The 22,440-nt window shown below is 71.4% G+C and carries 23 protein-coding genes; 12 read left to right on the top strand and 11 right to left on the bottom strand.

What is annotated here, in order from left to right; genetic code table 11:
• Positions 1–76: 76 nt before the first annotated feature.
• From AB0953_RS02700 to AB0953_RS02685, 4 genes are all read left to right on the top strand, one after another.
• Positions 77–1,129, top strand: coding sequence for a hypothetical protein (locus tag AB0953_RS02700; RefSeq protein WP_366857539.1), 1,053 nt, complete (start codon positions 77–79; stop codon positions 1,127–1,129).
• 2 nt (positions 1,130–1,131) lie between these two features.
• On the top strand, positions 1,132–1,947 hold the full coding sequence (locus tag AB0953_RS02695; protein ID WP_366857538.1) for a hypothetical protein: 816 nt from the start codon (positions 1,132–1,134) through the stop codon (positions 1,945–1,947).
• The gene (locus AB0953_RS02690; RefSeq protein ID WP_366857537.1) at positions 1,944–2,525 is read left to right on the top strand and encodes a hypothetical protein; all 582 of its coding nucleotides are present in this window, start codon (positions 1,944–1,946) and stop codon (positions 2,523–2,525) included. The genes AB0953_RS02695 and AB0953_RS02690 overlap by 4 nt, the downstream gene beginning before the upstream one ends.
• Positions 2,526–2,900: 375 nt before the next feature.
• Positions 2,901–3,278 (top strand): DnaB-like helicase N-terminal domain-containing protein, encoded by a 378-nt coding sequence (locus AB0953_RS02685; protein ID WP_366857536.1) that lies wholly within the window; start codon positions 2,901–2,903, stop codon positions 3,276–3,278.
• 4 nt (positions 3,279–3,282) lie between these two features.
• On the opposite strand, the gene AB0953_RS02680 is transcribed toward AB0953_RS02685, so the two are convergent.
• Positions 3,283–3,525: a hypothetical protein gene (locus tag AB0953_RS02680; RefSeq protein ID WP_366857535.1), complete on the bottom strand. Its 243-nt coding sequence runs from the start codon at positions 3,523–3,525 to the stop codon at positions 3,283–3,285.
• A 62-nt stretch (positions 3,526–3,587) separates the two neighbouring features.
• Entirely contained in the window at positions 3,588–4,631 is a 1,044-nt protein-coding gene (locus AB0953_RS02675; RefSeq protein ID WP_366857534.1) for a tetratricopeptide repeat protein, read from the bottom strand.
• A 490-nt stretch (positions 4,632–5,121) separates the two neighbouring features.
• Here AB0953_RS02675 and AB0953_RS02670 point away from each other — a divergent pair, with 490 nt between their 5' ends.
• From AB0953_RS02670 to AB0953_RS02645, 6 genes are all read left to right on the top strand, one after another.
• A complete protein-coding gene (locus AB0953_RS02670) occupies positions 5,122–5,292 on the top strand; it encodes a hypothetical protein (protein ID WP_366857533.1) in 171 nt (56 codons plus the stop codon).
• On the top strand, positions 5,289–5,522 hold the full coding sequence (locus AB0953_RS02665; protein WP_366857532.1) for a hypothetical protein: 234 nt from the start codon (positions 5,289–5,291) through the stop codon (positions 5,520–5,522). The genes AB0953_RS02670 and AB0953_RS02665 overlap by 4 nt, the downstream gene beginning before the upstream one ends.
• Positions 5,523–5,716: 194 nt before the next feature.
• Positions 5,717–6,001 (top strand): hypothetical protein, encoded by a 285-nt coding sequence (locus AB0953_RS02660; protein WP_366857531.1) that lies wholly within the window; start codon positions 5,717–5,719, stop codon positions 5,999–6,001.
• The gene (locus AB0953_RS02655) at positions 6,001–7,002 is read left to right on the top strand and encodes an MvdC/MvdD family ATP grasp protein (RefSeq protein ID WP_366857530.1); all 1,002 of its coding nucleotides are present in this window, start codon (positions 6,001–6,003) and stop codon (positions 7,000–7,002) included. The genes AB0953_RS02660 and AB0953_RS02655 overlap by 1 nt, the downstream gene beginning before the upstream one ends.
• The gene (locus tag AB0953_RS02650) at positions 6,999–8,102 is read left to right on the top strand and encodes a methyltransferase domain-containing protein (protein WP_366857528.1); all 1,104 of its coding nucleotides are present in this window, start codon (positions 6,999–7,001) and stop codon (positions 8,100–8,102) included. Before AB0953_RS02655 ends, AB0953_RS02650 begins: the two co-directional genes overlap by 4 nt.
• A gap of 301 nt (positions 8,103–8,403) precedes the next feature.
• The gene (locus AB0953_RS02645; RefSeq protein ID WP_366857527.1) at positions 8,404–8,670 is read left to right on the top strand and encodes a hypothetical protein; all 267 of its coding nucleotides are present in this window, start codon (positions 8,404–8,406) and stop codon (positions 8,668–8,670) included.
• Between the two features lie 50 nt (positions 8,671–8,720).
• On the opposite strand, the gene AB0953_RS02640 is transcribed toward AB0953_RS02645, so the two are convergent.
• The 7 genes from AB0953_RS02640 to ssd all read right to left on the bottom strand — a co-directional run bounded on the left by AB0953_RS02640 (position 8,721) and on the right by ssd (position 17,220).
• Positions 8,721–9,266, bottom strand: a complete 546-nt coding sequence (locus AB0953_RS02640) for a DUF6262 family protein (RefSeq protein WP_366857526.1) — start codon at positions 9,264–9,266, stop codon at positions 8,721–8,723.
• Positions 9,263–11,779 carry a site-specific integrase gene (locus AB0953_RS02635; RefSeq protein WP_366857525.1) on the bottom strand — a complete coding sequence of 839 codons (2,517 nt, stop codon included), beginning with the start codon at positions 11,777–11,779 and terminating at the stop codon, positions 9,263–9,265. The genes AB0953_RS02640 and AB0953_RS02635 overlap by 4 nt, the downstream gene beginning before the upstream one ends.
• The gene (locus AB0953_RS02630; RefSeq protein ID WP_366857524.1) at positions 11,776–12,822 is read right to left on the bottom strand and encodes a tyrosine-type recombinase/integrase; all 1,047 of its coding nucleotides are present in this window, start codon (positions 12,820–12,822) and stop codon (positions 11,776–11,778) included. Before AB0953_RS02630 ends, AB0953_RS02635 begins: the two co-directional genes overlap by 4 nt.
• Before the next feature lie 360 nt (positions 12,823–13,182).
• Positions 13,183–13,959, bottom strand: a complete 777-nt coding sequence (locus tag AB0953_RS02625; RefSeq protein WP_366857523.1) for a type II secretion system F family protein — start codon at positions 13,957–13,959, stop codon at positions 13,183–13,185.
• Positions 13,959–14,804 carry a type II secretion system F family protein gene (locus AB0953_RS02620; RefSeq protein ID WP_366857671.1) on the bottom strand — a complete coding sequence of 282 codons (846 nt, stop codon included), beginning with the start codon at positions 14,802–14,804 and terminating at the stop codon, positions 13,959–13,961. Before AB0953_RS02620 ends, AB0953_RS02625 begins: the two co-directional genes overlap by 1 nt.
• A gap of 44 nt (positions 14,805–14,848) precedes the next feature.
• Entirely contained in the window at positions 14,849–15,997 is a 1,149-nt protein-coding gene (locus AB0953_RS02615; protein WP_366857522.1) for a TadA family conjugal transfer-associated ATPase, read from the bottom strand.
• A complete protein-coding gene (gene ssd / locus AB0953_RS02610; RefSeq protein ID WP_366857521.1) occupies positions 15,994–17,220 on the bottom strand; it encodes a septum site-determining protein Ssd in 1,227 nt (408 codons plus the stop codon). Before ssd ends, AB0953_RS02615 begins: the two co-directional genes overlap by 4 nt.
• A 532-nt stretch (positions 17,221–17,752) precedes the next feature.
• Here ssd and AB0953_RS02605 point away from each other — a divergent pair.
• Positions 17,753–18,628, top strand: coding sequence for an HAD-IB family hydrolase (locus AB0953_RS02605; RefSeq protein WP_366857670.1), 876 nt, complete (start codon positions 17,753–17,755; stop codon positions 18,626–18,628).
• Positions 18,629–19,060: 432 nt separating this feature from the next.
• On the opposite strand, the gene AB0953_RS02600 is transcribed toward AB0953_RS02605, so the two are convergent.
• Positions 19,061–19,885 (bottom strand): oxidoreductase, encoded by an 825-nt coding sequence (locus AB0953_RS02600; protein ID WP_366857520.1) that lies wholly within the window; start codon positions 19,883–19,885, stop codon positions 19,061–19,063.
• 109 nt (positions 19,886–19,994) lie between these two features.
• On the opposite strand from AB0953_RS02600, the gene AB0953_RS02595 reads away from it, so the two are divergent.
• Positions 19,995–21,035 carry an ATP-binding protein gene (locus AB0953_RS02595; RefSeq protein ID WP_366857519.1) on the top strand — a complete coding sequence of 347 codons (1,041 nt, stop codon included), beginning with the start codon at positions 19,995–19,997 and terminating at the stop codon, positions 21,033–21,035.
• On the opposite strand, the gene AB0953_RS02590 is transcribed toward AB0953_RS02595, so the two are convergent.
• Positions 20,989–22,290, bottom strand: a complete 1,302-nt coding sequence (locus AB0953_RS02590) for a hypothetical protein (RefSeq protein ID WP_366857518.1) — start codon at positions 22,288–22,290, stop codon at positions 20,989–20,991. The genes AB0953_RS02595 and AB0953_RS02590 overlap by 47 nt on opposite strands.
• Positions 22,291–22,440 lie beyond the last annotated feature (150 nt).

Genomic DNA, 22,440 nt, shown 5'->3' with positions numbered 1-22,440 from the left:
AACCGAAAGTATCGACACCGCTACTATGCGTGCAGTCGAAGCCCCGTGGGCGGGCCGCCAACGCCTGGACGGAACCATGATCGAACCCTTCTGGACAGCCAACCCGGCCGACGACACCGGGTGCACCGACGCCGAACTGGAAGAAATCCAAGCCCTCCTGGCCAGGGAGCAAGGCGGGGCCCGGGAAGCGCGGGCCGCCTTCTTCGACCTGGGTGACTGGCTCCTGGAGAAGTACGGCCCTCCCGAATCAGGCAAGCGCGACCGTAACGACGAGAAACTCAGTGCGCTGGCCGACCGTAAGGGTGTTGACGTGTTCACCCTGCAAAAGCGCCGGCAGGCGGCCTACAGGTGGTCAGGCGTTCATGCTGAGGCTCGCGTGAAAGTCCTACAGCACCCTGTGTTTGCGGCACAGGCAGTGATGCTCGCAGCCGTACGGGTTGATGGCCACAAGGACCTCGTGGACATCTCAATGTGTGAACCTAAGATCAACTGGCTGCTTCGGGTTCTCGACATCGCACATTCAGCAGGCCGGCGCGAGATCACGGAAGCGCATTTCCTCAGGTCATTGGGGAAAGAGGTCAGGCCGAGCCACCAGCCAGGCGTCCAAAACGCCAAGCGAGTCGTCAACCGGGCGGTGAAGCAGTACGCGGAGCGGCCGGAAGTGCGGGCCGCTGTCCTGGAGTCCGTTAAGGCCGACGAAGAGGCCCGAAGGGCCGTCGTCGCGGCATATGTCCTGGACCGTCCAGCCTTGGCCCAGGCCGTCATCCGGGAAGACCCCGAACTGGCTCAGGTCGCCTCGGAAGAGTTCGCCGCGAGGCAGGACAACGGCACCCCGGCCAGCGATGGACCCAACTACGAGACCCGCGCTCTGCTTCAGGAGATCGTGGAAGGTCTCGGCGGAGGCAAGCCCAGCCCGGCTACGGAGCTCGCAGGCTGGCAGAACGACTTCGTCCAGGCCATCACCAGAGTCCGGACGCTGGTCGAGTCCAGCTATCCAGCACAGGTCGTCATCGCCAAGTCAGATCACGACCTGATCGACGTCATCGAATCAGTGGCCGAGGACTTCAACACCTGGGTTCAGGCCATCACCGAGTCGCGCAAGCCCGGCTTGCGCGTCGTGGGGAGGTAGCAGTGACCACGGACAACGCAGCTTTTTTCTTCAAGCCGTACGACACGGAGACCGCTGGCTTCCTCCTCGACGTCTGCGAGGAGATCACGGCCAAGTCGCCTTCTGGGCCTGCTGAGTTCCGGCGGTGGTGGGCAGACCGGGCAGTGGAGCGCGCGATGACGGGTGAAACCGTCGCGATCCGCTACCTGACCATGCTGGCGCTGGCCAAGGCGCACACCGTCTTGGACCAGTACCGGAAGTGGGAGGACTCCCGCATCTCGCAGATCGAGGTGAACACCGGCAAGAACGGCGATGGCACGGACGGCGGCAGCGCCGGCCAGAACACCGGGACCGAGGGCACCGGTACGGGCGGCTGCGGTGCCGGCCCCTGGGGCACAGGTACAGGCGCCGGGACAGGTACGGGGGTGGGCACCGGTGCGGGCACGGGCACAGGTGTGGGCCCCGGCTGGAGCGGGGGAACATCGACTGGAGGACAGGGAGGCAAGCGCGGACCTGCGGTACAGGGAAGCCTCTTCGTGATCAAACTGGCCGACCTCGGCCACCACCTCCCGGCCTGGATGAAGGAAGAACGCGTGGAGGCCGACCGCTTGGCCACCCACTCCAAGACCCTCAGCTCCCAAGCCCGTGCAAAACGCGACCTGGTGGCCGACATGAAGATGGCCGAAGCCGCCCTACCCCAGCTCGAAGACCTGGCGCAGAAGCATCGCACCGAGACCACCGTCCGCGGGCTTCTCACGGCCGCTGGCGTGGACGCCGAAGAGATGGGGCTCACGGACCGCGTCGTGACGTGGATGGACGACAAGATCCGCGCCGCATGATGCCGGGGACCCCGCAGGTCTGCCCGACCTGCGGGGCCGTGGTCAGTGCTCCGCTCGTCCGTGGCGAAGGAGAGTGGAACCAGGGCTGGCGCGTCGGAGTTCCGGCCGGTCAGCAATTCAGGCCCTACCCCGAAGGTCTGATCGCGGACGTAGTAGCGAAGGACGGCACCGTAGTAGAGCAGCAGCAAGGCCCGATCCCGCGCTTCCGTATCCACCAATGCGAGCGCGTCTACGGTCCGATGGCGTGGCTGTTCAACGAGACCACCGCACACGCAGACCAGCGCCTTGTCGTCGCGACCTCGCCAGGTCGGCCCCTTGTCCGCTACCGGTGGTTCCAGGCCCGCGAGACCATCGAAGCGTGCACCCGTCCGGTCTACCTGGACCTCGGGCCCTCCCCGGTCGCTGACGGCCTCCACATGCTCTTGCTGGCTCAGGTCCGCCGCCAGCCGAAGCCGAAGTGGCTCGAAGGAAGCGGCCAGCTCTACACCGCCGCAGCGTTCCACTCGTGGGTCGTCCACGGCTTCGCGCTCACCCCTTGGGTTCCGGAGGTGCAGCGCACGCGCAGGAGGGCCGCCTAGCGGGGCTGAGGTCGTTCCCCAGCCGGAGAGAACCGAGGCAGTGAATGGACCCACTGATGGCTCACAGCGGATGGACCTGGTCGTGGCGTGGAACGTGCAGGGATTGCCTGGCAGTGCTCGAAACGGGACTCCCTGACGACCTGCTCCGGCTTGAGGTGTGCCGGGCGTGCTGGAACGCGGCCTCACTGGTTCTCGCTGAGCTCGCTATGCCGGCCAGGTTGCGCCTTGCCGCACGGATTCCATGGCCGCGGCGATACGACAATTCCGACCTTTCGGTACCGCACCTGGCTGGCTGCGGGGCAGTGGAATACCCGACGCTGAGTGTCGGACCCCAGTCGTAGGCTGTGCGGCCTGGCGACACGAGGGAAGACGGCCTTGAACATCCGCACGCTGGTGTCCACCCCTGACCCGCATCCCGAGGACGATCCCGAGGTGCAGCTCCTGGGGATGATGCTCCAGGACCCTGAGGTCGTCGTGGCGGCGGCCCGGCATACCTACCCGGAGGACTTCCAGGACCCCAGGCACGCCATCATCTTCGTCGCCGCGCTGGCCGTCGCCGCGATGGGCAAGCCGGTCACCCCAGGCAACGTCGCCGTGCACCTCGCCCGCCGGGGCAGGGCGAAGGAGGTCGGGGGCCTGGACTACCTGTGGTGGATCGGTGCGGTGGCGATCCCGCTGCGGAAGATGCCGCCGGAGGACCGGCCGCTGGCCGCTCGCGGCATCCTGCCCCGCCGGGATACCAGCACGGGGTAGCGGCTCAGGTGTACTGCGGGCCTTGCGCCTCCGGCAGGCCCAGGGCTCGCAGGACGGTGCGGGCCAGATCCGGCGTCCACGGATCGTTTGGAGCCACGTCCGGGCCGCTCATCGCGGCGATCTGCCACAGCCGGTCGAGCTCGATCCGACGCGTGCCGCCAGCGGTGCGGGTGACGATCACCCCGTCGTCCCGCTGCCCGGCCTCAAGGCCGTACACCCCCGTCTCAACCCAGCGCTTCACGTCCATGCCGCCCATCATGCCCGGCGGCTACCGGGAGATCCCGGAAGCCGCCGGGCCGTGCGTCCAGGTCAGGCTTCGCCGAGGAGCACAGCGGCGCGGCCGTCCAGCTCGGCCACCCCGGGGGCCTTGCCGTACCGGGACAGGCGGACCCGCAGGTCCGTGAGGGCGTCGGTGATCTTCACGGACTGGATGCCGGCGGAGCAGTCGATGAACTCGGACCAGACGGCCAGGGCGCCGTCCAGGTCGCCTTGCCGTAGGTGGACGTCGCCGAGGTCGCCCAGGACGATCGCGCGGGAACGGCGGCGGTCCAGGCCGTGGACCTCGAGTGCGTGACGGAGGTGTTCGCGGGCGCCGTCCAGGTCGCCGAGGCGGGCCAGGATCATGCCGCTGTGGTGGGCCCATCGGCCTGTAGAGAAGTGACTGGCCCAGGACTCCCCGGGGGCTGCGCTGGCCCGCTCGATCGCCGTCTGGGACGCCGCGAGGGCGGACCGGGCCAGACGCTGGTCTCCGTCCAGGGCGGCGGCGTCGGCGAGGGTGGTCTGGTAGTAGGCGACGGCCTTGGGTTCGTCCAGGCGGTCGGCGTACTCGACGCACCTCTCGGACAGCCTGAGGGCGACCGCTCGGCCGCGCGGGCCGAGATCGATTGCCTGCGTGGCCATGCCCCGCAGGGCGGTGGCCGACAGCTCGGCGTCGCCGGCTTCCTCGGCGAGCGCGAAGGCGTGCGCGTAGTAGCGCTGGGCGAGGCCCTGGTGGTGGTCATCGCCGCCCGCGTCCTGAGCCATCCATCCGCACAGGTGGACCAGCTGGGAAGTCGCGGCGAAGAGGGCCCGGCCGGTGGCTTCGGTGTAGCGGCCGTCGAGCCACGGGCCGACCGTGGTGGTGAGGTAGTGCACGGCCAGCTGGCGGGCGTGGGCGCCGCCGACCTCTGCGGCGGTGTCGCCCAGGGTGCGGGTCATCATGCGGATCGCGTCGACGTCGCCGGTGCCGACCCGTACGGCGCCGGCCGGGGCGGCGGACACGCGGCGCGTGACCGCCTCGGCGTCTGGAAGGTTCAGCGCCGACAGGGCGAACGCGGCGGTGGCGGCCAGCACGGTGCGGCGGTGCGGATCCACGTCACTCCTCCCTAGGGCCAGGACTGCCGTCACCGTATCCCCGGATAGGGGGTTGGGATCACCCGAGTTGACAACGCCGACGCGCGTCAGATCCAGGTCTAACGCTTTGACCACGTACGGAAGCCAGGCCTTCGGTCCGGGGACGCGTTCACCGGTCATCCACTTGCGGCCGTACTGGCGGTCAACGGAGTCCGGATCCCAGCCGCGAGCCACGGCGACCTTCCGTGCGAGCGTCTGCGGACCCCAGCCCCGCTGTTCGCATGCCTCCACGATCAGGTCCGTGATCGTCAACGATCGCACCGCACCCCCTTGGCCTACGCAGGACTACAGAGGACTACATCTTGGCCCCTGCGGCCCAGGGTCTACAGGGTGTTGATTGGCCATCACCCGCCCGGGAGTTGGCAGTTCCCGGGCCCGCCATGCGGTAGCCGGTCTGGGTCATCCCCCTTCACGGGCCGGCTGCCGCCCCTTCCAACGGCAGGAGCGACGCATGGACCATCACCCCCTTCCCCGCCGTACGCCCGGCTCCAGCGGCCGTCGGCTCACCGTTCCCGAGGTGCCCCCTGGCGCCCCGAGCCGGGCCCTGCGAAAGCGGGCCGCCGACGGGTGGGAGCGGTTCATGCGCCGCGCCGACTTCCGAGCCGAGGGGTCCCCGGAGTGATCAGCGGACCCCGTCCCGCCTCCCACCACGGTCTCCCGGACTGGCTGAACGAAGGGGCCCGGGTCTTCGACCCGGGCCGGGAATGTGAAGCGATCGTCCAGTTCATCGGTGACTACGAAGACCCGTACACCGGCCGGTACATGCCGAACGCGGTCTTTCTGCGGCCCGAGGGGGGCGGGGCTGAGTGGATCGTCGCCCCCGACGCCCTCCGGCCCGCAGACGGCCACTGACGCCCCTTTGGGGGCACCGGTAGCAACCGCCGCCCCCACCCCGGGGGCCTGACGACAGAGAGGGGGTCCGGCATGGGTCCCGAATGCCCGCGGTGCGGTGGCACCGACCCGAGCTGCACGACGTGCGGCGGGTTGTAGCAGCCGACCGGCAGACCACCAACACCAGCCGACCAACGACGACGAAAGGACACCCTGTGTCTGCTCTCCTGGACCGCGTACCGACCCTGTCCCACCGAATCCACACCGAACCCGCCGGCCCGGCGGCCACCCGGCCGTTCGGTCTCGACGCGCTCACCAACCCCGTCCCGGCGGCCGCCGGCCCCCGCCCGGTCCTGACCGTGGACCCCGTCTCGCAGCTGTCGGTGATGGACGGCCGCGTGGTCCTCGACAGCCCGACCATGAACCAGGGCACGGCGTGCAACACCGAGTCCGACGGCAAGGACGCCATCGCCGTGGACTACGACACCAACGACGACTGATGGCCTTCCCCCCTGGCCAGGGCACGCGCGGCGAGGAATCGCCGCGCGTGCTCGTCGTCACCTACGCCCTGGACCCCACCGCCGACTACGTTCTACGGGAGCTCAACAGCCGGGGGATACCGTTCTGGCGGACGGATCTGTCCGACTTCCCCACCCGCACCACCCTGAGCGCCGGGCTCCGCCCCGATGGCGGGTGGGCCGGGTCGTGGGCCGGGCCGGCCCACGGGATCGACCTGTCCGAGCTGCGGGCGGTGTGGTGGCGCAAGCCGACCGGGCATGAGTTCGCGGCCACCATGAGCGTGCCGGAACAGCGGTTCGCTGGTGTGCAGGCCAAGCAGGCCATGACCGTCCTGGGGGCCCTGCCCGGGGTGCTGTGGGTGAACCGGCCGCAGGACAACGCCGACTGCACCCGGCCCGTCCAGCTGACCGCAGCCGTCGAAGCGGGGCTGCACGTGCCGGAGACGCTGATCACGAACAACCCGGCCGACGTCGCCCCGTTCGCCCGCTCGTGCGGCGGGAGGATCATCACCAAGGTGCTGGGCGGGATCGTCCACACCGAGGACGGCCGGCGCGGCCAGCTCTACACCCGCCGCGTCCCCGAGGAGCAGTGGTCGGATCCGCGGATCGCCTTGACGGCGCACCTGTTCCAGCGGGAGATCACGGACAAGGCCTACGAGATCCGCGTACCTGTCGTGGACGGCCGCATGTTCCCCGTCGCCATTCACGCCCCCGCCGGCCCCGCACGGCTGGACTGGCGGCGCGACTCCGCCGCCCTCACCTACAGTCCCGTAACCCTGCCCGGCCCCGTCCAGGACGGTATCCGGGAGATGATGCGCCGCCTCAACCTCGTATACGCCGCCCTGGACTTCATCGTGGACAGCAAAGGCACCCATCACCTGATCGACGTCAACCCCGGCGGTCAGTGGGCATGGATCGACCAGACCCGGGACGCTGTCACCCACGCCCTTGCCGATCTCCTCCAGAAAGGCCACACCGCGTGACCCTCACCGACCTTGACACCGACGCCGCCACCGCCCGGACCGCCCTGGCCCGGCGGCTGGCCGACGCCGGGGACCTGACCGACCCCGCCTGGCAGGCCGCGTTCACCGACGTCCCCCGGCACCTGTTCGTCCCGTACTTCTACGACAACGACGGCGCCCGCATCGCCGGAGACGACCCGGACGCCCGTCAGCGCTGGTTCACCGCCGTCCACGATGACCGGCCGCTGGTCACCCACCGCACCAGCGGCGCCGCGACGTCGTCCAGCTCTCAGCCGTCCGTCATGGCCACCATGCTGGAAGCGCTGGACGTCCGCGACGGCATGACCGTCCTGGAGATCGGCGCCGGGACCGGCTACAACGCCGCCCTCCTGGCCCACCGGCTCGGGGACGACCACGTGGTGACCATCGACGTGGCCGACGACATCACCGGCCCGGCCACCGAACACCTCGCGGCGGCCGGCTACCACCCCCTGGTCCTCACCGGCGACGGCGCCGCTGGCTGGCCCGACCGGGCCCCGTACGACAGGATCATGGCCACGTGCCGGCTGGACCGGATCCCGCCCGCCCTGATCGCCCAGCTTGCCGACGAAGGGGTCATCCTCGCCCCCCTCGGCAACGCCCTCGCGCGCATCCACCGCACCGGCCCGGACACGGCCGAAGGCCGTTTCCTGCCCGGCGGCGTCTTCTTCATGGCCTTGCGCCAGGACAGCCAGGACGGCGTCCCCCTGCGCCGGCCGGACCTGCCCACCGGTCCCGGCCGACCCTCCACGTTGCCGATCACCGCAGTGTCCGACAACGCGTTCCGGTTCCTGGTCAGCATCGTGGAGCCGGGCCTGACCTGGCAGTACAACATGGGCGAGGACAAGCAGATCACCGGCGCCACCCTGTGGGCCGCAGACGGATCGCTGGCCGCCCTGCGGCCGGACGGCACCGTGGCCGAGACCGGGCCCCGGCCGATCTGGGCGGCCCTCGAAGACGCCCACCGCACCTACACCGGGGCCGACAGCCCGGGTCCGGCCCGGTACGGCGTCACCATCGACAAGACGGGGCAGCGGGTCTGGCTCGACTCACCCGAAGGCCCGACCTGGACACTCGCCTGACCTGACGCAGGCGCGATCCCCCACGGCCACCTTCGAGGGCCGCCGCGTTCTGACTCACCGGCCGAGCGGGTCGGCGCAGGCGGCCCCACCCGCAGGGGAGCCCCAGGCGGCTGGGCTGACCGGCGGAGGGATGAACCTGGACCGCGACCCCGGCGGGCCGCCGGGCCAGCCTCCGCCCCCGAGCGAGGGTGAGCGGATGACCGAAGTATCCGCCCGGCCGTCCGGCAGACGACGCACCCTGAGCGATCTCTCTCCGAACCGCTCGCAGGCACCCGTGGGCCAGCGGCGGGACCATGTACCCATGAGCGAAGCCGAACACATCCGTGTCGTCCCCGACACCGCAGCCGAAGCACCCGAGCCCCCCGCACCCGCGCCCGCCGCGTACCAGCAGCTCGTGGAAGCGGCTGGAGGCGGCCCCGGCGTCGGGGTCGCCGCGCTTGTCGGCTACGCGGTCGGTCAGGTCGCCGACGTCGCGAAGACGTACATCGTCGAGACGAACGCGACCGAGCGGGCCCGTATCGAGCACGGGCAGTCGGATCTGACGGATCCGACCGAGCCGACTGCCTGATCTCGCACCGCCGGCAGGCCGCAGCGGCGGCCACCGCGGCCTGTCGTCGGTTACCTGAGGTTCTGGGCCCGGAGGGTGTCACGAAGCCTCTGGCGGGCAGCGTCGCGGTCCCCTTCGACCTCTTCCAGCTCGTCCCGTAGACGTTTCAGCTCGGCGGCCTGCCGCTGGTTCTCCTCAGTAAGCTCGCCGATCCGTGTCCGCAGGCTTTCGGATGCGCCGTCGGCGATCTGCTGGCCGAGGCCCCGCTGAACGGCGGCCTTGAGGCGGTCGCGTTCCTCGATCACCTGTCGGAGCTGTGCGCGGGCCAGCTCCAGATCGGTCGCCAGGCTGGCCGCACTGGCCTGTGCACCGGCCTTCCGAACCTTGGCCTTGCGGGTCTCCCCGGCCGCGCGAGCGCCGTCGATGTGCTCGCGCACCCCGTCCTGGTAGACCAGCCAGTTCGACACCTTCGCCCTCCGGGCGACGCCCAGGAACGTGATCGGCTCCCCGGCGGCGACCATCGCGTCGACGGCGGCGAGGACTGCGGCCCGTTTGTCGCGGCTGGCCCGCTGGCGGGCCTCCAAGAGGATCTCGGCGGGCTTCCGAACGGCGTTCACGAGCTGCCACCGGCCGGTCGCGGAAGGATCGGCATGGGCAGGTCCACGGGGCCGGCGGCCTGGCCGGCACGCAGGCGCCGCAGGACCTTGCTGGCCTCTTCGACTTCGTGCCGCTGGTCCTCTGGCAGGGCCATCAGCCTCTCCTTGTTCTGGTTGATGACGGCGCGGAAGGCCCTGATCTGGTCGTCCAGGTTCCGAATCACCCAGTCCGCTACGCCCATGGCCAGAGCGGATTCCCGGTCCATCTTGAGCTGGCGCACGTGGTCCTCGATGGCTGGCGTGTACGAGGGGTCGGGCCGGTATGAGCCACAGCCGGCGCACTGGAACCGTACCGTGCAGTGCTTCCCCCCGGCCTTCACGTTCGAAGGTTCTACGCAGTTACCGAAGGGCACGGCGACCGATCGCAGGCTGTAGGCGAGTGTCGACCCACCCGGTGCCGGGTTGCCTTGGGCATCGGTCACCAGGGGCCGGATGGCTTCGATGGCCTCTCGCTTCAACTTGGCCGGAACCCGGTAGTAGCCAGCCGTGGTGTCAGCAGACTTGTGATCCATGAGCGCCATGAGGACGCGCTCGGGCATCCCGGCGTCGGCGTACCGTTGGCAGAAGCTGTGGCGAAAGGCGTATGGGTAGACCAGTTTCGGGTCGAAGGGCAGAAGGGTGCCGTCCGGGCCCATCTCCTCGGAGAAGATCACGGGTATCGAATCCGCCCAAGCCCGGATGACGCGGGCCAAGTTCCCCGGGTTCAGGTGCGGAAACCTACCCCCGTCTCGGATAGGCGGAAACAGGAATGGCTGGCTCCGATCTGGGATATCGAGGCGGGACCGGATCGCCCGCCAGTCCTTGATCGCCTGCACCGTCTCCATGTCGCCGAGCGGCAGGCGCCGGCGTAGTCGTTTGCCCTTGTGGTTGTGCCAGATCAGTTCGTATCCGCCCTGCACGTAGGACAAGCAGTCCAGGTCTAGGCCCGCTACCTCCAGGGGACGGCGGCCGGTGTCCCGCAGGATGATGTACGCGGTGCGGAACAGAGCATGGACCTCCTCGGGGGTCAGCGCTCCGTAGGGGAAGCCGTCAGCGAGCGTGTCCTGATGCTGGTCGAGCTGGCGGATCACCGCCTCGGGCAGGGCCTTGCCGATCTCATCTTCGTCACGCTCGGGCACGTGGATCCGGTGCTCGCGGGGGTGGCGGACGAATCGGCTGGGCAGGCCGGGAACCGCACCGTCGCGACGCGCGAACTCGAGGACGTCGTTGACGCAGTTGTACAGCGTCACTCGTCGCGCGGGACTGTACGGGGTTCCATCGAGTTTCAGGCTGGTGTTGAACCCGTCGGCGATGGCCGACATGTCGGCGTAGCCGAGCCTGGTCACGTCGTGGCCGCCGCCGGGCCGGGTGGCGAGCGCCCGCGACGCGATACCGCAGGCGCGGACGGCCATCCGCAGGTCTCCGGATTCCGGTTCCGTGGTGCGGGCCCAGTGCAGAACGGCATCCCGAAACCACGGCTGCGTGATCGTCGTGAAGTCAACTGGCTGATTCACCCGCCGACCGGTGCGCGGACGGTCCGCCTCTCGGTCCAGGATGCGAAAGTCCCAGGTCGCCTTATCGGTTTCCTTGACGCCTCGGAAGAGGTTGAAAGCGACGGCCAGTTCATCCCTGATGAAACGCGCGAAGGACCTGGCTCCCACTTCGGTGATGGCCTCGTGGAGCTGGGGAAGTTCGTTCAAGGCGAGTGCGAGGGCAGGCAGATGGGCGGTGGCGAGAATGTTCGTCCGGACTGAGGCCGGCCGCAGGGGGGTCGGGCCGAGGTCATAGCGCTGGACGACGTAGAGGAGCTCCAGACGGGCGGCCGGCTGGCAAGGGGACAGCGAGAAGCTGTTCGTTCCGAGGTAGGGAGGGGTGTGTTCGATCCAGTCAGCGAACGCGGCTGCGTCGTTGATCCGCGCTTCACGCTGGCGGACGTGCTTTTTCCAGTGATTCCAATGCCGTAGGCAAACCGCCTGCTTCTTCGTGCTCTGCACCCCGCACCCTCGTACAGCGCAAGGGCTGTGCGGCGGATACGGCATCTGGGTCAGGGCCCACGCCGTCACTGCTTCCGCGAGACGCGGAGCCCCAGGGTTCTGGTGGCGCCAGAGGTTGTAGTGGCTGAGGCACAGGCGTTGAGAGCTCCGGTCACGCTGACATCCCGGTACCTGGCACTCCGTGATCACGTTGAAGCGGCGGTTGCTGATCGGGGTGTACTCGTCGTCGAACTGACCCGGGTCCATGCCGCTCTTACGTAGTTCACGGGAGCACGCGGTGCAGTAGATCGCTGCGGTGGTGACGAAGCATCGCGGATGCCGGCACTTGTGGATCGCATTGCGCGGGTTGGAAGGGTCGCCGGTGAACAGCAGGTTCTCGGCGTCCCACTCACCGGGCCGCCAAGCCGCGTCCAGCTTCGAGGTAAGCCACGCCGTCCACCCAGCCAGCAGGCCTTCGGGGGCCGACCCGCGAGCATCGGCGATGCGTACGACGTTGCTCACGTGGTGACTGCCTTCCGGGCGGCGGTGACAGCAAGGACGGCGTCGCGCTTCTCCTGGTCGCTGGCGTGGGCGTACATGTCCATGGACTGGGCGCTGACGTGTCCGAGGAGGTTCTGGACGATGTGGCGTGGGCGGCCTTCTCGGAGCCAGCGTGTGGCGGCGGTGTGCCTGGTCATGTGCGGGTGAGCGTCGAACCCGCAACGGGCAGAGATGCGCTTGAACAGCTCGTAGGTGGATGGGTACTTCATCGGGCTGCCGTAGGGGAGGGCGAACAGGTTGACGAAGACCATGTCCGTGCTGGCGGCGGCCGCGACTGTGTTGCGTTCCCACTGGTAGGCGGCGTAGAGGCCGACGGTATCTGGGGATACCGGAATCCACCGCGGCTGGCGGGCCTTCGATAGAGCGCCGTTGACGTTCTGGCGGCGGCGGACGTGGATGTGGGGGCCGGGTTCCCTGCAACCGAGGCTGGAGGAGTTGGCCAGGAAGTGCATGTCCTCCCGGCGCAGGCCGAGGGCTTCGCCGATCCGTACGCCCGTCTCGCACAACAGGGTGACCAGGAAGCGGTCCCGGGCGTGCGTAGTGGCGTTGATCAGGTCGGAGACCTGGTCTTCGGTGAAGTATTCGAAGCCGGGGGTGGGGGCCCGGTAGCGCAGGGTGCGGGCCCGTACGTTGAGGAACTGGCCGTCTTCGCCGGGGTTCATGCCAGCAGGGACATGCCACAGGCGGCGAGGCTCGGACAGTAGTGCGATCAGATCGGGGCTGACCCAGCCCAGGAGAGCACAGTGGCTGAGGAACCGGCAGACGGTTCCCAGGATCGCGTTCGAGGTGCCCTTGGACCGGTACCGCGGCTCTGGGTTCGCCGTGCGTCCTCGGGGCGACAGGGGGGCTTCGTGGAGCCAGTGGAGCAGGCGGCCGAGCTGTGGCACGGTCGGGGAGCTCCAGGGGATCTCCTGGTCGGCGCACCACGTGAGGTAGAGCGCGACCCGGGACGCGTAGGTCCGTTCCGTGTTCACGGAGGAGTCCTGGTTCCGGAGCGAGGCCATGTACGACTCCGCTTCCGGGTGGACTTCATAGTCCTGGGACACGACCGTCCACAGGGGGGTCCCGTCCGGCCTGATGGCCTTCTCAGAGCGGTACCCGGAAGGCTTCTTGTACGTCACTAACACCCCTGAGATATCTGTGAGGCACGACAGTTGACCCTTGGCCGTCCCTCATGTGGCTGCTGGTCATGTAGTTGCCCAAGATAACGATCGTGCCCATGGCGTATTCCGACGTGGACATCCCCGCATCCCCCGTCCGGCCCTTCAGCGCAGCCCCCATCCGAAACACGATGATCCTCATGACGACCTCCCGTTGATATTGATTTCCTGACGTGATCTCAGCCGGTTTTCGGCTGAACCCCTTTAGGCACCCGACAGCAGGCCGGAAGCCATTCCGATCACCACCGGGGCGACACCGACGGCGAGGAAAGCGGGCAGGAAGCACAGCCCCACCGGCGCGGTGACGAGGACCGCCGCCCGCTGCGCGCGGGCGCCCGCCTCCCGGGTCCGCTCCTCCCGCAGGGCCGTCGCCAGCCGCGCCACGGGTTCGGCGGCCGGAGCCCCCGTCCGGGCGGCCCGCTCCAGGCACTCCGCGAGCGGCCGGGCCCCCGGCACCTGCGCCAACCTCCCCCACGCCGCGCCCGGTTCGCCGCCGAGCCGCAGCTCGGCCCCGGCCAGCGCAAGCCGCTCGCCCACCGGGCCGCCCAGCGACTCCCCCACCACCTCCGCGGCCTCCACCGGCCCGGCACCGGCCGCCAGGCAGGCTGCCAACAGATCGGCAGCGAACGGCAGCTGACGCTCCGCCGCGCGCTGATCCACCCCTGCGCCCCCGCGCTGCCGCCGGCGCAGCCACCACACCGCATACGCCGCCCCGCAGCCCGCGGCCCACCCGAGCACCCCGCCGAGCAGCAGGCCCACCGCCGACAGCACCGCCACCGGGACCGCCCACCCGGCCACCGCACCGCGTATCCGCGCCGCCAGGGCCGACGGCCGCCGCTGCTGCGGAGCCGCCAGCAATCCGACGGCCCTGCGCCGCGCCGCCCGCATCCTCACCCGGACGGCCACCGCCCCTGCCGCGCAGAGCACGGCCGCCCCGAAGCACAGCACCGTCCCCAGCCTGTGGACCGCGAACCCGCCCATCACCCCTCCCCCGCCCGTACGATCCGCCGGCACCACAGCAGTCCCAGCGCCTCCAGCACCCCGCCCGCCAGCAGGCAGCCCCACCCGACCGGTGTGTGCAGCAGCACCCGCAGCGGGTCCGCCCCCAGCCCGGTCCCGATCACCAGCCCCACCAGCGGCAGCAGGGCGAGCACCACCGCCGTCGACCTCGCGCCCGCCAACTGGGCCCGCAGCGCCTCCCGCCGGTCCCGGTCGGCCCGCAGGGCGCCCTCCAGCCGGTCCAGTCCGGCGGCCAGGCCGGCACCCCCGTCCACGGAGATCCGCCAGCAGGCGGCCATCCCGGCCAGCCCCTCCGCGCCGGGCTCCCGGGCCGCCTGCCGCAGGGCCCCCGGGACGTCCCCGCCGAACGCGGCCGCGGCGAGCACCGCCGTCTCCGCCGGACCGGGAGCCCCCGGCCCCGCGGCGGTCCGCCGCAGGGCCGCGGTCAGCGCCTGCCCGGGCTGGGCCCCCGCCCGCAACTCGCCCACCGCCGCACCGCACAGCGCGATCACCTCGGCGGCCCGGGCACACCGGTCCCGCTCCTGCTGCCGGGCCGCGAGCCGGCGCCGCACGAGCGGGACCGCCACGCCCGCCGCCGCCAGCGGAACCACCGACCCGCCCAGCAGCGCGAGCACCGCCCCGGCCCCGAGGCAGGCCCACCACTCCCGCCACCGCGCGGCCCGCACCCGCACCGCGCCCACCAGCCGCTCCCGGGCCCCCGGCCCGCCCCGCGCCGCAGGCCCGCCGCCGGCCAGCACCCCGCGGGCGCGCCGCGCCGCCCGGTCGCCCCCGGACAGCGCCCAGGCGGCCGTCCCGGCGCACAGCATCCCGGCGAACACCGGCAGCGGCACCGCGGCGGCCCCCGCCCCGCTCACCGCGCACCGCCCAGCAGCGGGCGCAGCCGCTCCCAGCCGCGCTCCCGGACGAAGCCGCGGGCGGACCAGCGCAGCGCCGGTACGGTGACCACCAGCCCGGCCGCGTCCCGCTCCAGGACGTGCACCTCGGCCACCCGGCGCTGCCCGCCCCGGTCCCGGACCAGGTGCAGGACGAGGGTCAGCGCGGCCGCCAACTGGCTGTGCAGGGCGGCGCGGTCAAGACCGGCGGCGGTCCCGAGCGCCTCCAGCCGGGCCGGTACGTGCGCGGCGGCATTCGCATGGACGGTGCCGCACCCCCCTTCGTGCCCGGTGTTCAACGCGGCCAGCAGATCGGCCACTTCGGGCCCTCTCACCTCCCCGACCACGAGCCGGTCCGGCCGCATCCGCAGCGCCTGCCGGACCAGGTCCGCGAGGGTGACCAGGCCCGCTCCCTCCTGGTTGGCGGGCCGGGTCTCCAGCCGCACCACGTGGGGATGGTCGGGCCGCAACTCGGCGGAGTCCTCGGCGAGGACGATCCGCTCGCCGGGACCGACCAGCCCCAGCAGGGCGCTGAGCAGGGTGGTCTTGCCGGTGCCGGTCCCGCCGGAGACCAGGAACGACAGGCGGGCCTGCACCATCTGCCGCAGCAGCCGCGCTCCGCCGGGCGGCAGCGTCCCCGCCTCGACGAGCTCCTCCAGCGTGAACGCCCGCGGCCGCACCACGCGCAGCGACAGGCAGGCCGACCCCACGGCGACGGGCGGCAGCACCGCATGGAGCCGGGTGCCGTCCGGCATCCGGGCGTCCACCCAGGGCCGGGCGTCGTCCAGGCGCCGGCCCGCCACGGCGGCCAGCCGCTGGGCCAGCCGGCGCACGGCCTCGGCATCGGGGAAGGTGACGCCGGCAAGCTCCAGCCCGCCGCCCCGGTCCACCCACACCCGGTCCGGGGCGGCCACCAGCACATCGGTGACCCCGGGGTCGGCGAGGAGCTCCTCCAGCGGCCCCGCGCCGACCAGCTCGGACCGCAACACCGCAGCCGCGCCCAGCACTTCCGCATCGCCCAGCAGCCGGCCCTGTGCGCGCAGGGCCGCGGCCACCCGGGCCGGGGTCGGCTCCGCCCCGGTCTCGGCGAGCTGCCGGCGGACCGCGTCCAGGAGCACCGCGCTCATGCCGTCACCCCCCGGGCGGCGGCCGGGCCCAGCGCGCGCCGCCAGAAGCCGTCGCAGAACCGGGCCAGTGCGCCCCGGCCGTGCGCCCCCGGCGGTTCCCCGTCGGCGACCCGCCCCGGGAGCCCCACCTCGAGCGGCACCTCGCCGGCCAGCGGGACACCCAGCAGCCCGGCCACCACCTCGGCATCGAGACCGCCGGGCGCGGGGCCCCGTACGACGGCCCGCACGTCCCGGGCGGCGATCCGCACCCCGGCCGCGACCCGGCCCGCGGCGGCCACCGCCCGCAGCTCGGCCGGGACCACCAGCAGCACCAGGTCGAGCTGGGCGAGGGCCTCGGCGGCGGCTTCGTCGACCCGGCGGGGCAGATCGACCACGACGACCCCGCCCCGGCGGCGCGCGGCGGCCACCACCGAGCGCATCGCGGCGGGCGGCAGCGCCACCCGGTCCCCGCGGTCCCAGCTCAGCACCCGCAGCGCGTGCAGCTCCGGCAGGGACTCCTCCAGCGCGCCGGCGGCGACCCGACCGCGGGAGCCGGCGAGGTCCGGCCAGCGCAGCCCCTCGGCGCTCTCACCGCCGAGGAGGACATCCATGCCGCCGCCGAGCGGGTCCCCGTCGATGAGGATGGTGCGCTCCCCCGCCCGGGCGGCCCGCAGGGCGAGGGCGCAGGCCAGGGTCGAGGCCCCGGCCCCGCCGCTGCCGCCGATCACCCCGACGGCCAAGGCGCTGCGGCCGGCCCCTTCCACCACGTCGGCGATGCGGTCGACCAGCAGGGCCTCGGCGTCGGGCAGCCGCAGCACCTCCTCGGCGCCGATCTCCACCGCCCGCTGCCACACCAGCGGATCGTCCGGATCCCTCCCCACCAGCAGCACCCCCGGCCGCCGCGGGGCGCCGCGGACGCGCCCGGCGGCGTCGGTGCCCACGAGCACGAGCGGCGCGGACTCCCATCCGACCGCGCCCCGCCCACCGCCACCCGCACCACCGCCATCCGCGGCGCCGCCCGCGCCAGGGCTGTCGCTGACGCCTCCACCCTCACCGCTGCCTCCGGCCTCGCCGCCGCCGCCGCTCAGCCCGGGCACGGCATGGTGCACGTGCGGTTCGGCGCCGGCGGCGGCGCACAGCCGCAGCAGGTCGTCCAGCAGCAACGGGTCCTCGGTGAGGATCAGCGGCCGCCCGCCGCCGGCCGCCCCGCCCGTGGGTCCCGCCGACCCGATTCCGCCAGTCACGACCCGTTCCACCAGTTCGCACGACTTCGATCCAGCCACGATCTGCGCCCCCTTCTCGCCGCAAATGCCAGCCGCCGCGGACTTCGCGGCTGGAATCACCGTGCAGCGATCCGGAAAAAGAAGTGGATCTTGCTCGAAAACTGTGGACAACGGGAGCCATGTGAATAACTCCGTCACTCCCGCAGGTGAGTTCCCCAGCGCGGCGGGGCAGCTACACAGCGTGACGAATCGGGGGAGGGGAAGGGCCCTCACCACTCGGGCCCATCGGGACACGAGGGCCGCACGGGTGGGCACTTGGCACCAGGGGCGAGGACGCAAACCGCGTCCGGACATGCGACGACCCCCGCCGGGGGGGAGAGCGGGGGTCGTCCCCACGGTCCGACTCGGGGGGGGAGGAGCCAGACCGGGTTAGCACGGTCGCGAACGATCCGTGACTTCCATGGTGTACCCGAGAGGCCTCTCAGGCAAACCCACGCGCCACACCTTACGCCGAATGGTGGGCGCATATGCTCGGGGCGTGGAAATCCAGCCCTTGCCGCACTCGTCGCCCCGCACCGCAGCGTTCTTCGACCTGGACAAGACGGTCATTGCGAAGTCGAGCACTCTGACGTTCAGCAAGTCCTTCTACCACGGCGGCCTCATCAACCGCCGCGCCGTGCTGCGCACCGCATACACCCAGTTCATCTACCTGGTCGGCGGCGCCGACCACGATCAGATGGAGCGGATGCGGGAGTACCTGTCAGCCCTGTGCAAGGGCTGGAACGTGCAGCAGGTCCGGGAGATCGTCGCCGAGACCCTGCACGACCTCATCGACCCGCTGATCTACGACGAGGCCGCGTCCCTCATCGAGGCGCACCACACCGCCGGCCGCGACGTGGTGATCGTGTCGACGTCCGGGGCGGAAGTGGTCGAGCCGATCGGGGAGATGCTGGGCGCCGACCGGGTCGTCGCCACCCGCATGGTCATCGGCGACGACGGCTGCTTCACCGGGGAGATCGAGTACTACGCCTACGGCCCCACCAAGGCCGAGGCGGTCCGCGAACTGGCGGAGTCCGAGGGCTACGACCTCTCGCGCTGCTACGCCTACAGCGACTCCGTGACGGACATCCCGATGCTGGAGGCCGTCGGCCACCCGCACGCCGTCAACCCCGACCGCGCGCTGCGGCGCGAGGCGCTGGCCCGCGAGTGGCCGGTACTGGTCTTCAACCGGCCGGTGCGGCTGAAGCAGCGGCTGCCCGGCCTGTCCATGCCGACGCGGCCGGCGCTGGTCGCCGCCGCGGCGGTGGGTGCGGCCGCGGCCACGGCCGGACTCGTCTGGTACGCGAGCCGGCGCCGGGCGGCGGGCGCCCTGGCTGCCGCCGCGACGACCGCCGCCGCAGCGGCAGCCGCCGCGGCCGCTTCGGCCTGACCCTCCCGGCCGCCTCCGCCTGACCCTCCCCGGCCGCCTCCGCCCGGCCCGCCCCGGCCGCCGCCGAAGGCCCACCCGGACCGTCGGCGGCGCGGGCGCGACCGCGTCCGGTTCGCCCCGCTGCGCCCGGAAAGTAAAAAAAGCAGCCAGGGGTTCCACTTCACACGGAAGCGGAGTACAAAGGAGTCACGGCCCGCGAGACCAAAGAACATCCGAGAGGATCATCTTTAAAACGCAGTAAGGCCCACGGACCGAATAGCAGGAACGCCGAGCACCCACGCGACGTCGACCCGTCGATTACGGGCCAGCCGCACCAGGTAACCGGGCAAAGTTCCCGACCTGATGGGCACTTATCGAGGACGCTTGGTAACTCGGCGTGAATGCCAGCGGCGACACCATGGCTTGACGGTGTCGCCGCAACCCATGTGTAGGTCAGGCAGCGCCGCGCTGCAGGGCTTCGCACACGGCCGTCGACTCGCGGACGCCGAGCTCGACCGCCCGCCCGCAGTGGGCGATCCACCGGGCCATCCCCTCCGCGGTACCGGAGACGTAGCCGTCGAAGGCGGCGAGGTACGCCTCGCGCCCCTGCTCCGCGTGGCCGACCTCCGCCGGGCAGATGGCCTTGGGGTCGAGACCGCTGTTGATCAGCACGATCCGCTCCGCCGCCCGCGCGACGAGCCCGTTGTACGAGGCGAACGGGCGCAGCGCCAGCAACTCGCCGTGCACCACCGCCGCGACGACCAGCGCCGGGGCAGAGCTGCCCGCGATCACCAGCCGGGAGAGACCGTCCAGCCGCCCGGCGACCTCGTCCGCCGAGGGCAGCGGCACGTCGGCCAGGAGCGGTTCGTCCACCGGCTCGCCGGCCAGGCGGGGCCGCCCCACCACGTCGCCGTCCGCCGCGGTCCCGGTCGCCACGAGGTGCAGGCGCGCCAGCACCCGCAGCGGCGACTGGCGCCAGATGCTCAGCAGTTGCCCGGCCTCGGCCGTGAGCCGCAGCGCGGCGCCGACCGTGCGGGCCTGCGCGTCCGCGCCGAAGTCGGTGCGGCGGCGCACCTCCTCCAGCGCCCAGTCCGCCCCGGACAGGGCGGCACTGCCGCGGGCCCCGCGCAGCGCGGCCTCCGAGGTGATCTCCCCGCTGCGGCGGCGCATCACCCGGTGGCCGTAGACCCGGTCCACGGCCTTGCGTACGGAGTCCACGCTCTCGGAGACGCCCGGGAGCGCGCCCAGGGCGGCCAGCGGGTCAGTAGCACTACTCATAAGTAGGGAGCCTACGCACTGGACGCCCATAGCACCGACACCTCCTTGGAGTGGTCTTCTTCACTCACGTTCACCACACACAGCGATCGAGCCGCTACCCTTCGTGAACATGAAGATCGCTTTCGTGGGAAAGGGCGGCAGCGGCAAGACGACGCTGTCCTCCCTCTTCGTCCGCCACCTCGCCGCCCAGGGGGCTCCGGTCGTCGCGGTGGACGCCGACATCAACCAACACCTCGGCGTCGCACTGGGACTCGACGAGGAGCAGGCGGCCGCCCTGCCCTCGCTCGGCGCGCACCTGCCGCTGATCAAGGACTACCTGCGCGGCTCCAACCCGCGCATCGCGTCCGCCGATTCGATGATCAAGACGACGCCGCCCGGCACCGGGTCGCGCCTGCTGCGGGTCACCGAGGACAACCCCGTGTACGGGGCCTGCGCGCGCAGCGTCCCGCTCGACGGTCGGCCCGTGCGGCTGATGGCCACCGGCCCGTTCACGGAGTCCGACCTCGGGGTGGCCTGCTACCACTCCAAGGTCGGGGCGGTGGAGCTGTGCCTGAACCACCTGGTCGACGGCCCGGGCGAGTACGTCGTCGTCGACATGACCGCCGGCTCGGACTCCTTCGCCTCGGGCATGTTCACCCGCTTCGACGTGACGTTCCTGGTCGCCGAGCCGACCCGCAAGGGCGTCTCCGTCTACCGCCAGTACAAGGAGTACGCACGGGACTTCGGCGTCGTGCTGAAGGTGGTGGGCAACAAGGTGCAGGGTGAGGACGACCTCGCGTTCCTGCGCGACGAGGTGGGCCAGGACCTGCTGGCCGCCGTCGGGCACTCCGACTGGGTCCGGGCGATGGAGAAGGGCCGCCCGCCCGCGTTCGAGCTGCTGGAGGCGGACAACCGGGCCGCACTGGAGACCCTGCGGGAGGCGGCCGACGGCTCGTACGCGCTGCGCGACTGGGAGCGGTACACCGCGCAGATGGTGCACTTCCACCTGCGGAACGCGGAGAGCTGGGGCAACGCCAAGACCGGGGTCGACCTGGCGGCCCAGGTCGACCCCGGTTTCGTCCTGCGGGAGGACAGCGGCACGGACGGCGCGGACGGCGCCGGCGCTACTCCTTGCGCTGCGCCCCTTCGCCCTGCCCCGCAGCCGGCTTGACCGCGGTGGGGGCGCCCGCCCCGGCCGGCGGCCCCGCCGTCAGGAACTTCTCCCAGCCCTCCTTCGGGGCCTCGCCGACGTCGAGGGTGCGCAGCCGCTCCAGGGTCTCGGGGTCCTGGACGTCCAGCCAGTCGGCCAGCTCGCGGAAGGGCACGCAGCGCACCTCCGGCCGGGTGCAGACGTTCTGGATGACCTCCTCGACGGCGCGCATGTAGGTGCCGCCGTTCCAGGACTCGAAGTGGTTGCCGATGATCAGCGGCGCCCGGTTGCCCCGGTAGGCCCGCTCGAAGGCCTGGAGCAGGCCGTCGCGCATCTGGGCGCCCCAGTAGGCGTGCTGCGCGGGGTCGCCCTGGGTGGTCGTACCGGACTGGTTGACCATGTAGTTGTAGTCCATGCTCAGCGTGTCGAAGGCGCGCCCGGGCATGGGCACCAGCTGGAGCGGGACGTCCCACAGGCCGTCGGTCTTCTTCGGCCAGACCTGCTTGCCGATCCCGCTGGAGTCGTAGCGGAAGCCCATGGTCCGGGCGGCGAGCATGAAGTTCTTCTGGCCTTCGAGGCAGGGGGTGCGGGCGCCGATGAGCTCCTTGTCGTAGTCGAAGGGGAGCGCCTCCACGTCCTTCAGGCCGGTGTTGGTCTTCCAGTTCTTGACGAAGGACTTGGCCTGTTCGATCTCGCTCTTCCACTCCTCGACCGACCAGGTGCCGACGCCGCCGTCCGGGCCGCAGAAGTGGCCGTTGAAGTGGGTGCCGATCTCGTTGCCCTCCAGCCAGGCCGCGCGCAGCTGGGTGGCGGTGTCCTTGATGTTCTGCAGGTCGCCGAAGCCGATGTCGGAGCGGCCGGGCCCGTGCTGGGGCGCCGTGTAGAGGGAACGTTTCTCCTCGGGGAGCATGTACAGGCCGCTGAGGAAGTACGTCATGCGGGCGTTGTACTTCCTGCCCACCTCGCGGAAGTGGGAGAAGAGCCTCTGGCCGTCCTCGCCGGCCCCGTCCCACGAGAACACCACGAACTGCGGCGGCTTCTCGCCGGCCCCCAGCTTCTGCGGCTTCTGCACGTGCGGCTGCGGACCCGTGTACGAGGTCGAGCCGTCGCCGATGAGCCGCTTCACGGAGCCCGGGGCCTCCGGGGCGGCGGCACCCTTGCGGCCGCCCGGACCCCGGGCCGCTCCCGGGGACTCGGAGGCACTGCACCCGGCGGCGCCCAGCACCAGCGCGATGGCGACCAGGCCGCCGGCGGTCTTCTTCGTGGCGGCGATCATCCGTCCACCTCTCCTCGCAGCGGGACTTCCTTCCGCGCCGCAAGGTCCCACGCCGCACACCCCGGAGATGGTGTGACTTGCCGGACAAAATGCTTAATCACCCACCCGTGGGAATCCCGGAGCCATTTGCCCGTATTACCTACCGCTCCT

It is taken from the genome of Streptomyces sp. NPDC046866 (assembly GCF_040704625.1).
In the GTDB taxonomy this organism is placed as follows: domain Bacteria; phylum Actinomycetota; class Actinomycetes; order Streptomycetales; family Streptomycetaceae; genus Streptomyces.
The sequence above is the reverse complement of the archived record's forward strand: the minus strand, read 5'-3'. Positions and strand labels throughout refer to the sequence as shown.

Bases quoted from the DNA above. Each gene is read 5' to 3' on its own strand.
- AB0953_RS02625 (WP_366857523.1), bottom strand. From the start codon at position 13,959: ATGGGCGGGTTCGCGGTCCACAGGCTGGGGACGGTGCTGTGCTTCGGG.
- AB0953_RS02600 (WP_366857520.1), bottom strand. From the start codon at position 19,885: ATGAGTAGTGCTACTGACCCGCTGGCCGCCCTGGGCGCGCTCCCGGGC.
- AB0953_RS02590 (WP_366857518.1), bottom strand. From the start codon at position 22,290: ATGATCGCCGCCACGAAGAAGACCGCCGGCGGCCTGGTCGCCATCGCG.
- AB0953_RS02645 (WP_366857527.1), top strand. From the start codon at position 8,404: ATGAGCGAAGCCGAACACATCCGTGTCGTCCCCGACACCGCAGCCGAA.
- AB0953_RS02690 (WP_366857537.1), top strand. From the start codon at position 1,944: ATGATGCCGGGGACCCCGCAGGTCTGCCCGACCTGCGGGGCCGTGGTC.
- AB0953_RS02615 (WP_366857522.1), bottom strand. From the start codon at position 15,997: ATGAGCGCGGTGCTCCTGGACGCGGTCCGCCGGCAGCTCGCCGAGACC.
- AB0953_RS02700 (WP_366857539.1), top strand. From the start codon at position 77: ATGATCGAACCCTTCTGGACAGCCAACCCGGCCGACGACACCGGGTGC.
- AB0953_RS02670 (WP_366857533.1), top strand. From the start codon at position 5,122: ATGGACCATCACCCCCTTCCCCGCCGTACGCCCGGCTCCAGCGGCCGT.
- AB0953_RS02595 (WP_366857519.1), top strand. From the start codon at position 19,995: ATGAAGATCGCTTTCGTGGGAAAGGGCGGCAGCGGCAAGACGACGCTG.
- AB0953_RS02680 (WP_366857535.1), bottom strand. From the start codon at position 3,525: ATGGACGTGAAGCGCTGGGTTGAGACGGGGGTGTACGGCCTTGAGGCC.
- AB0953_RS02630 (WP_366857524.1), bottom strand. From the start codon at position 12,822: ATGGCCTCGCTCCGGAACCAGGACTCCTCCGTGAACACGGAACGGACC.
- AB0953_RS02620 (WP_366857671.1), bottom strand. From the start codon at position 14,804: ATGCTGTGCGCCGGGACGGCCGCCTGGGCGCTGTCCGGGGGCGACCGG.
- AB0953_RS02655 (WP_366857530.1), top strand. From the start codon at position 6,001: ATGGCCTTCCCCCCTGGCCAGGGCACGCGCGGCGAGGAATCGCCGCGC.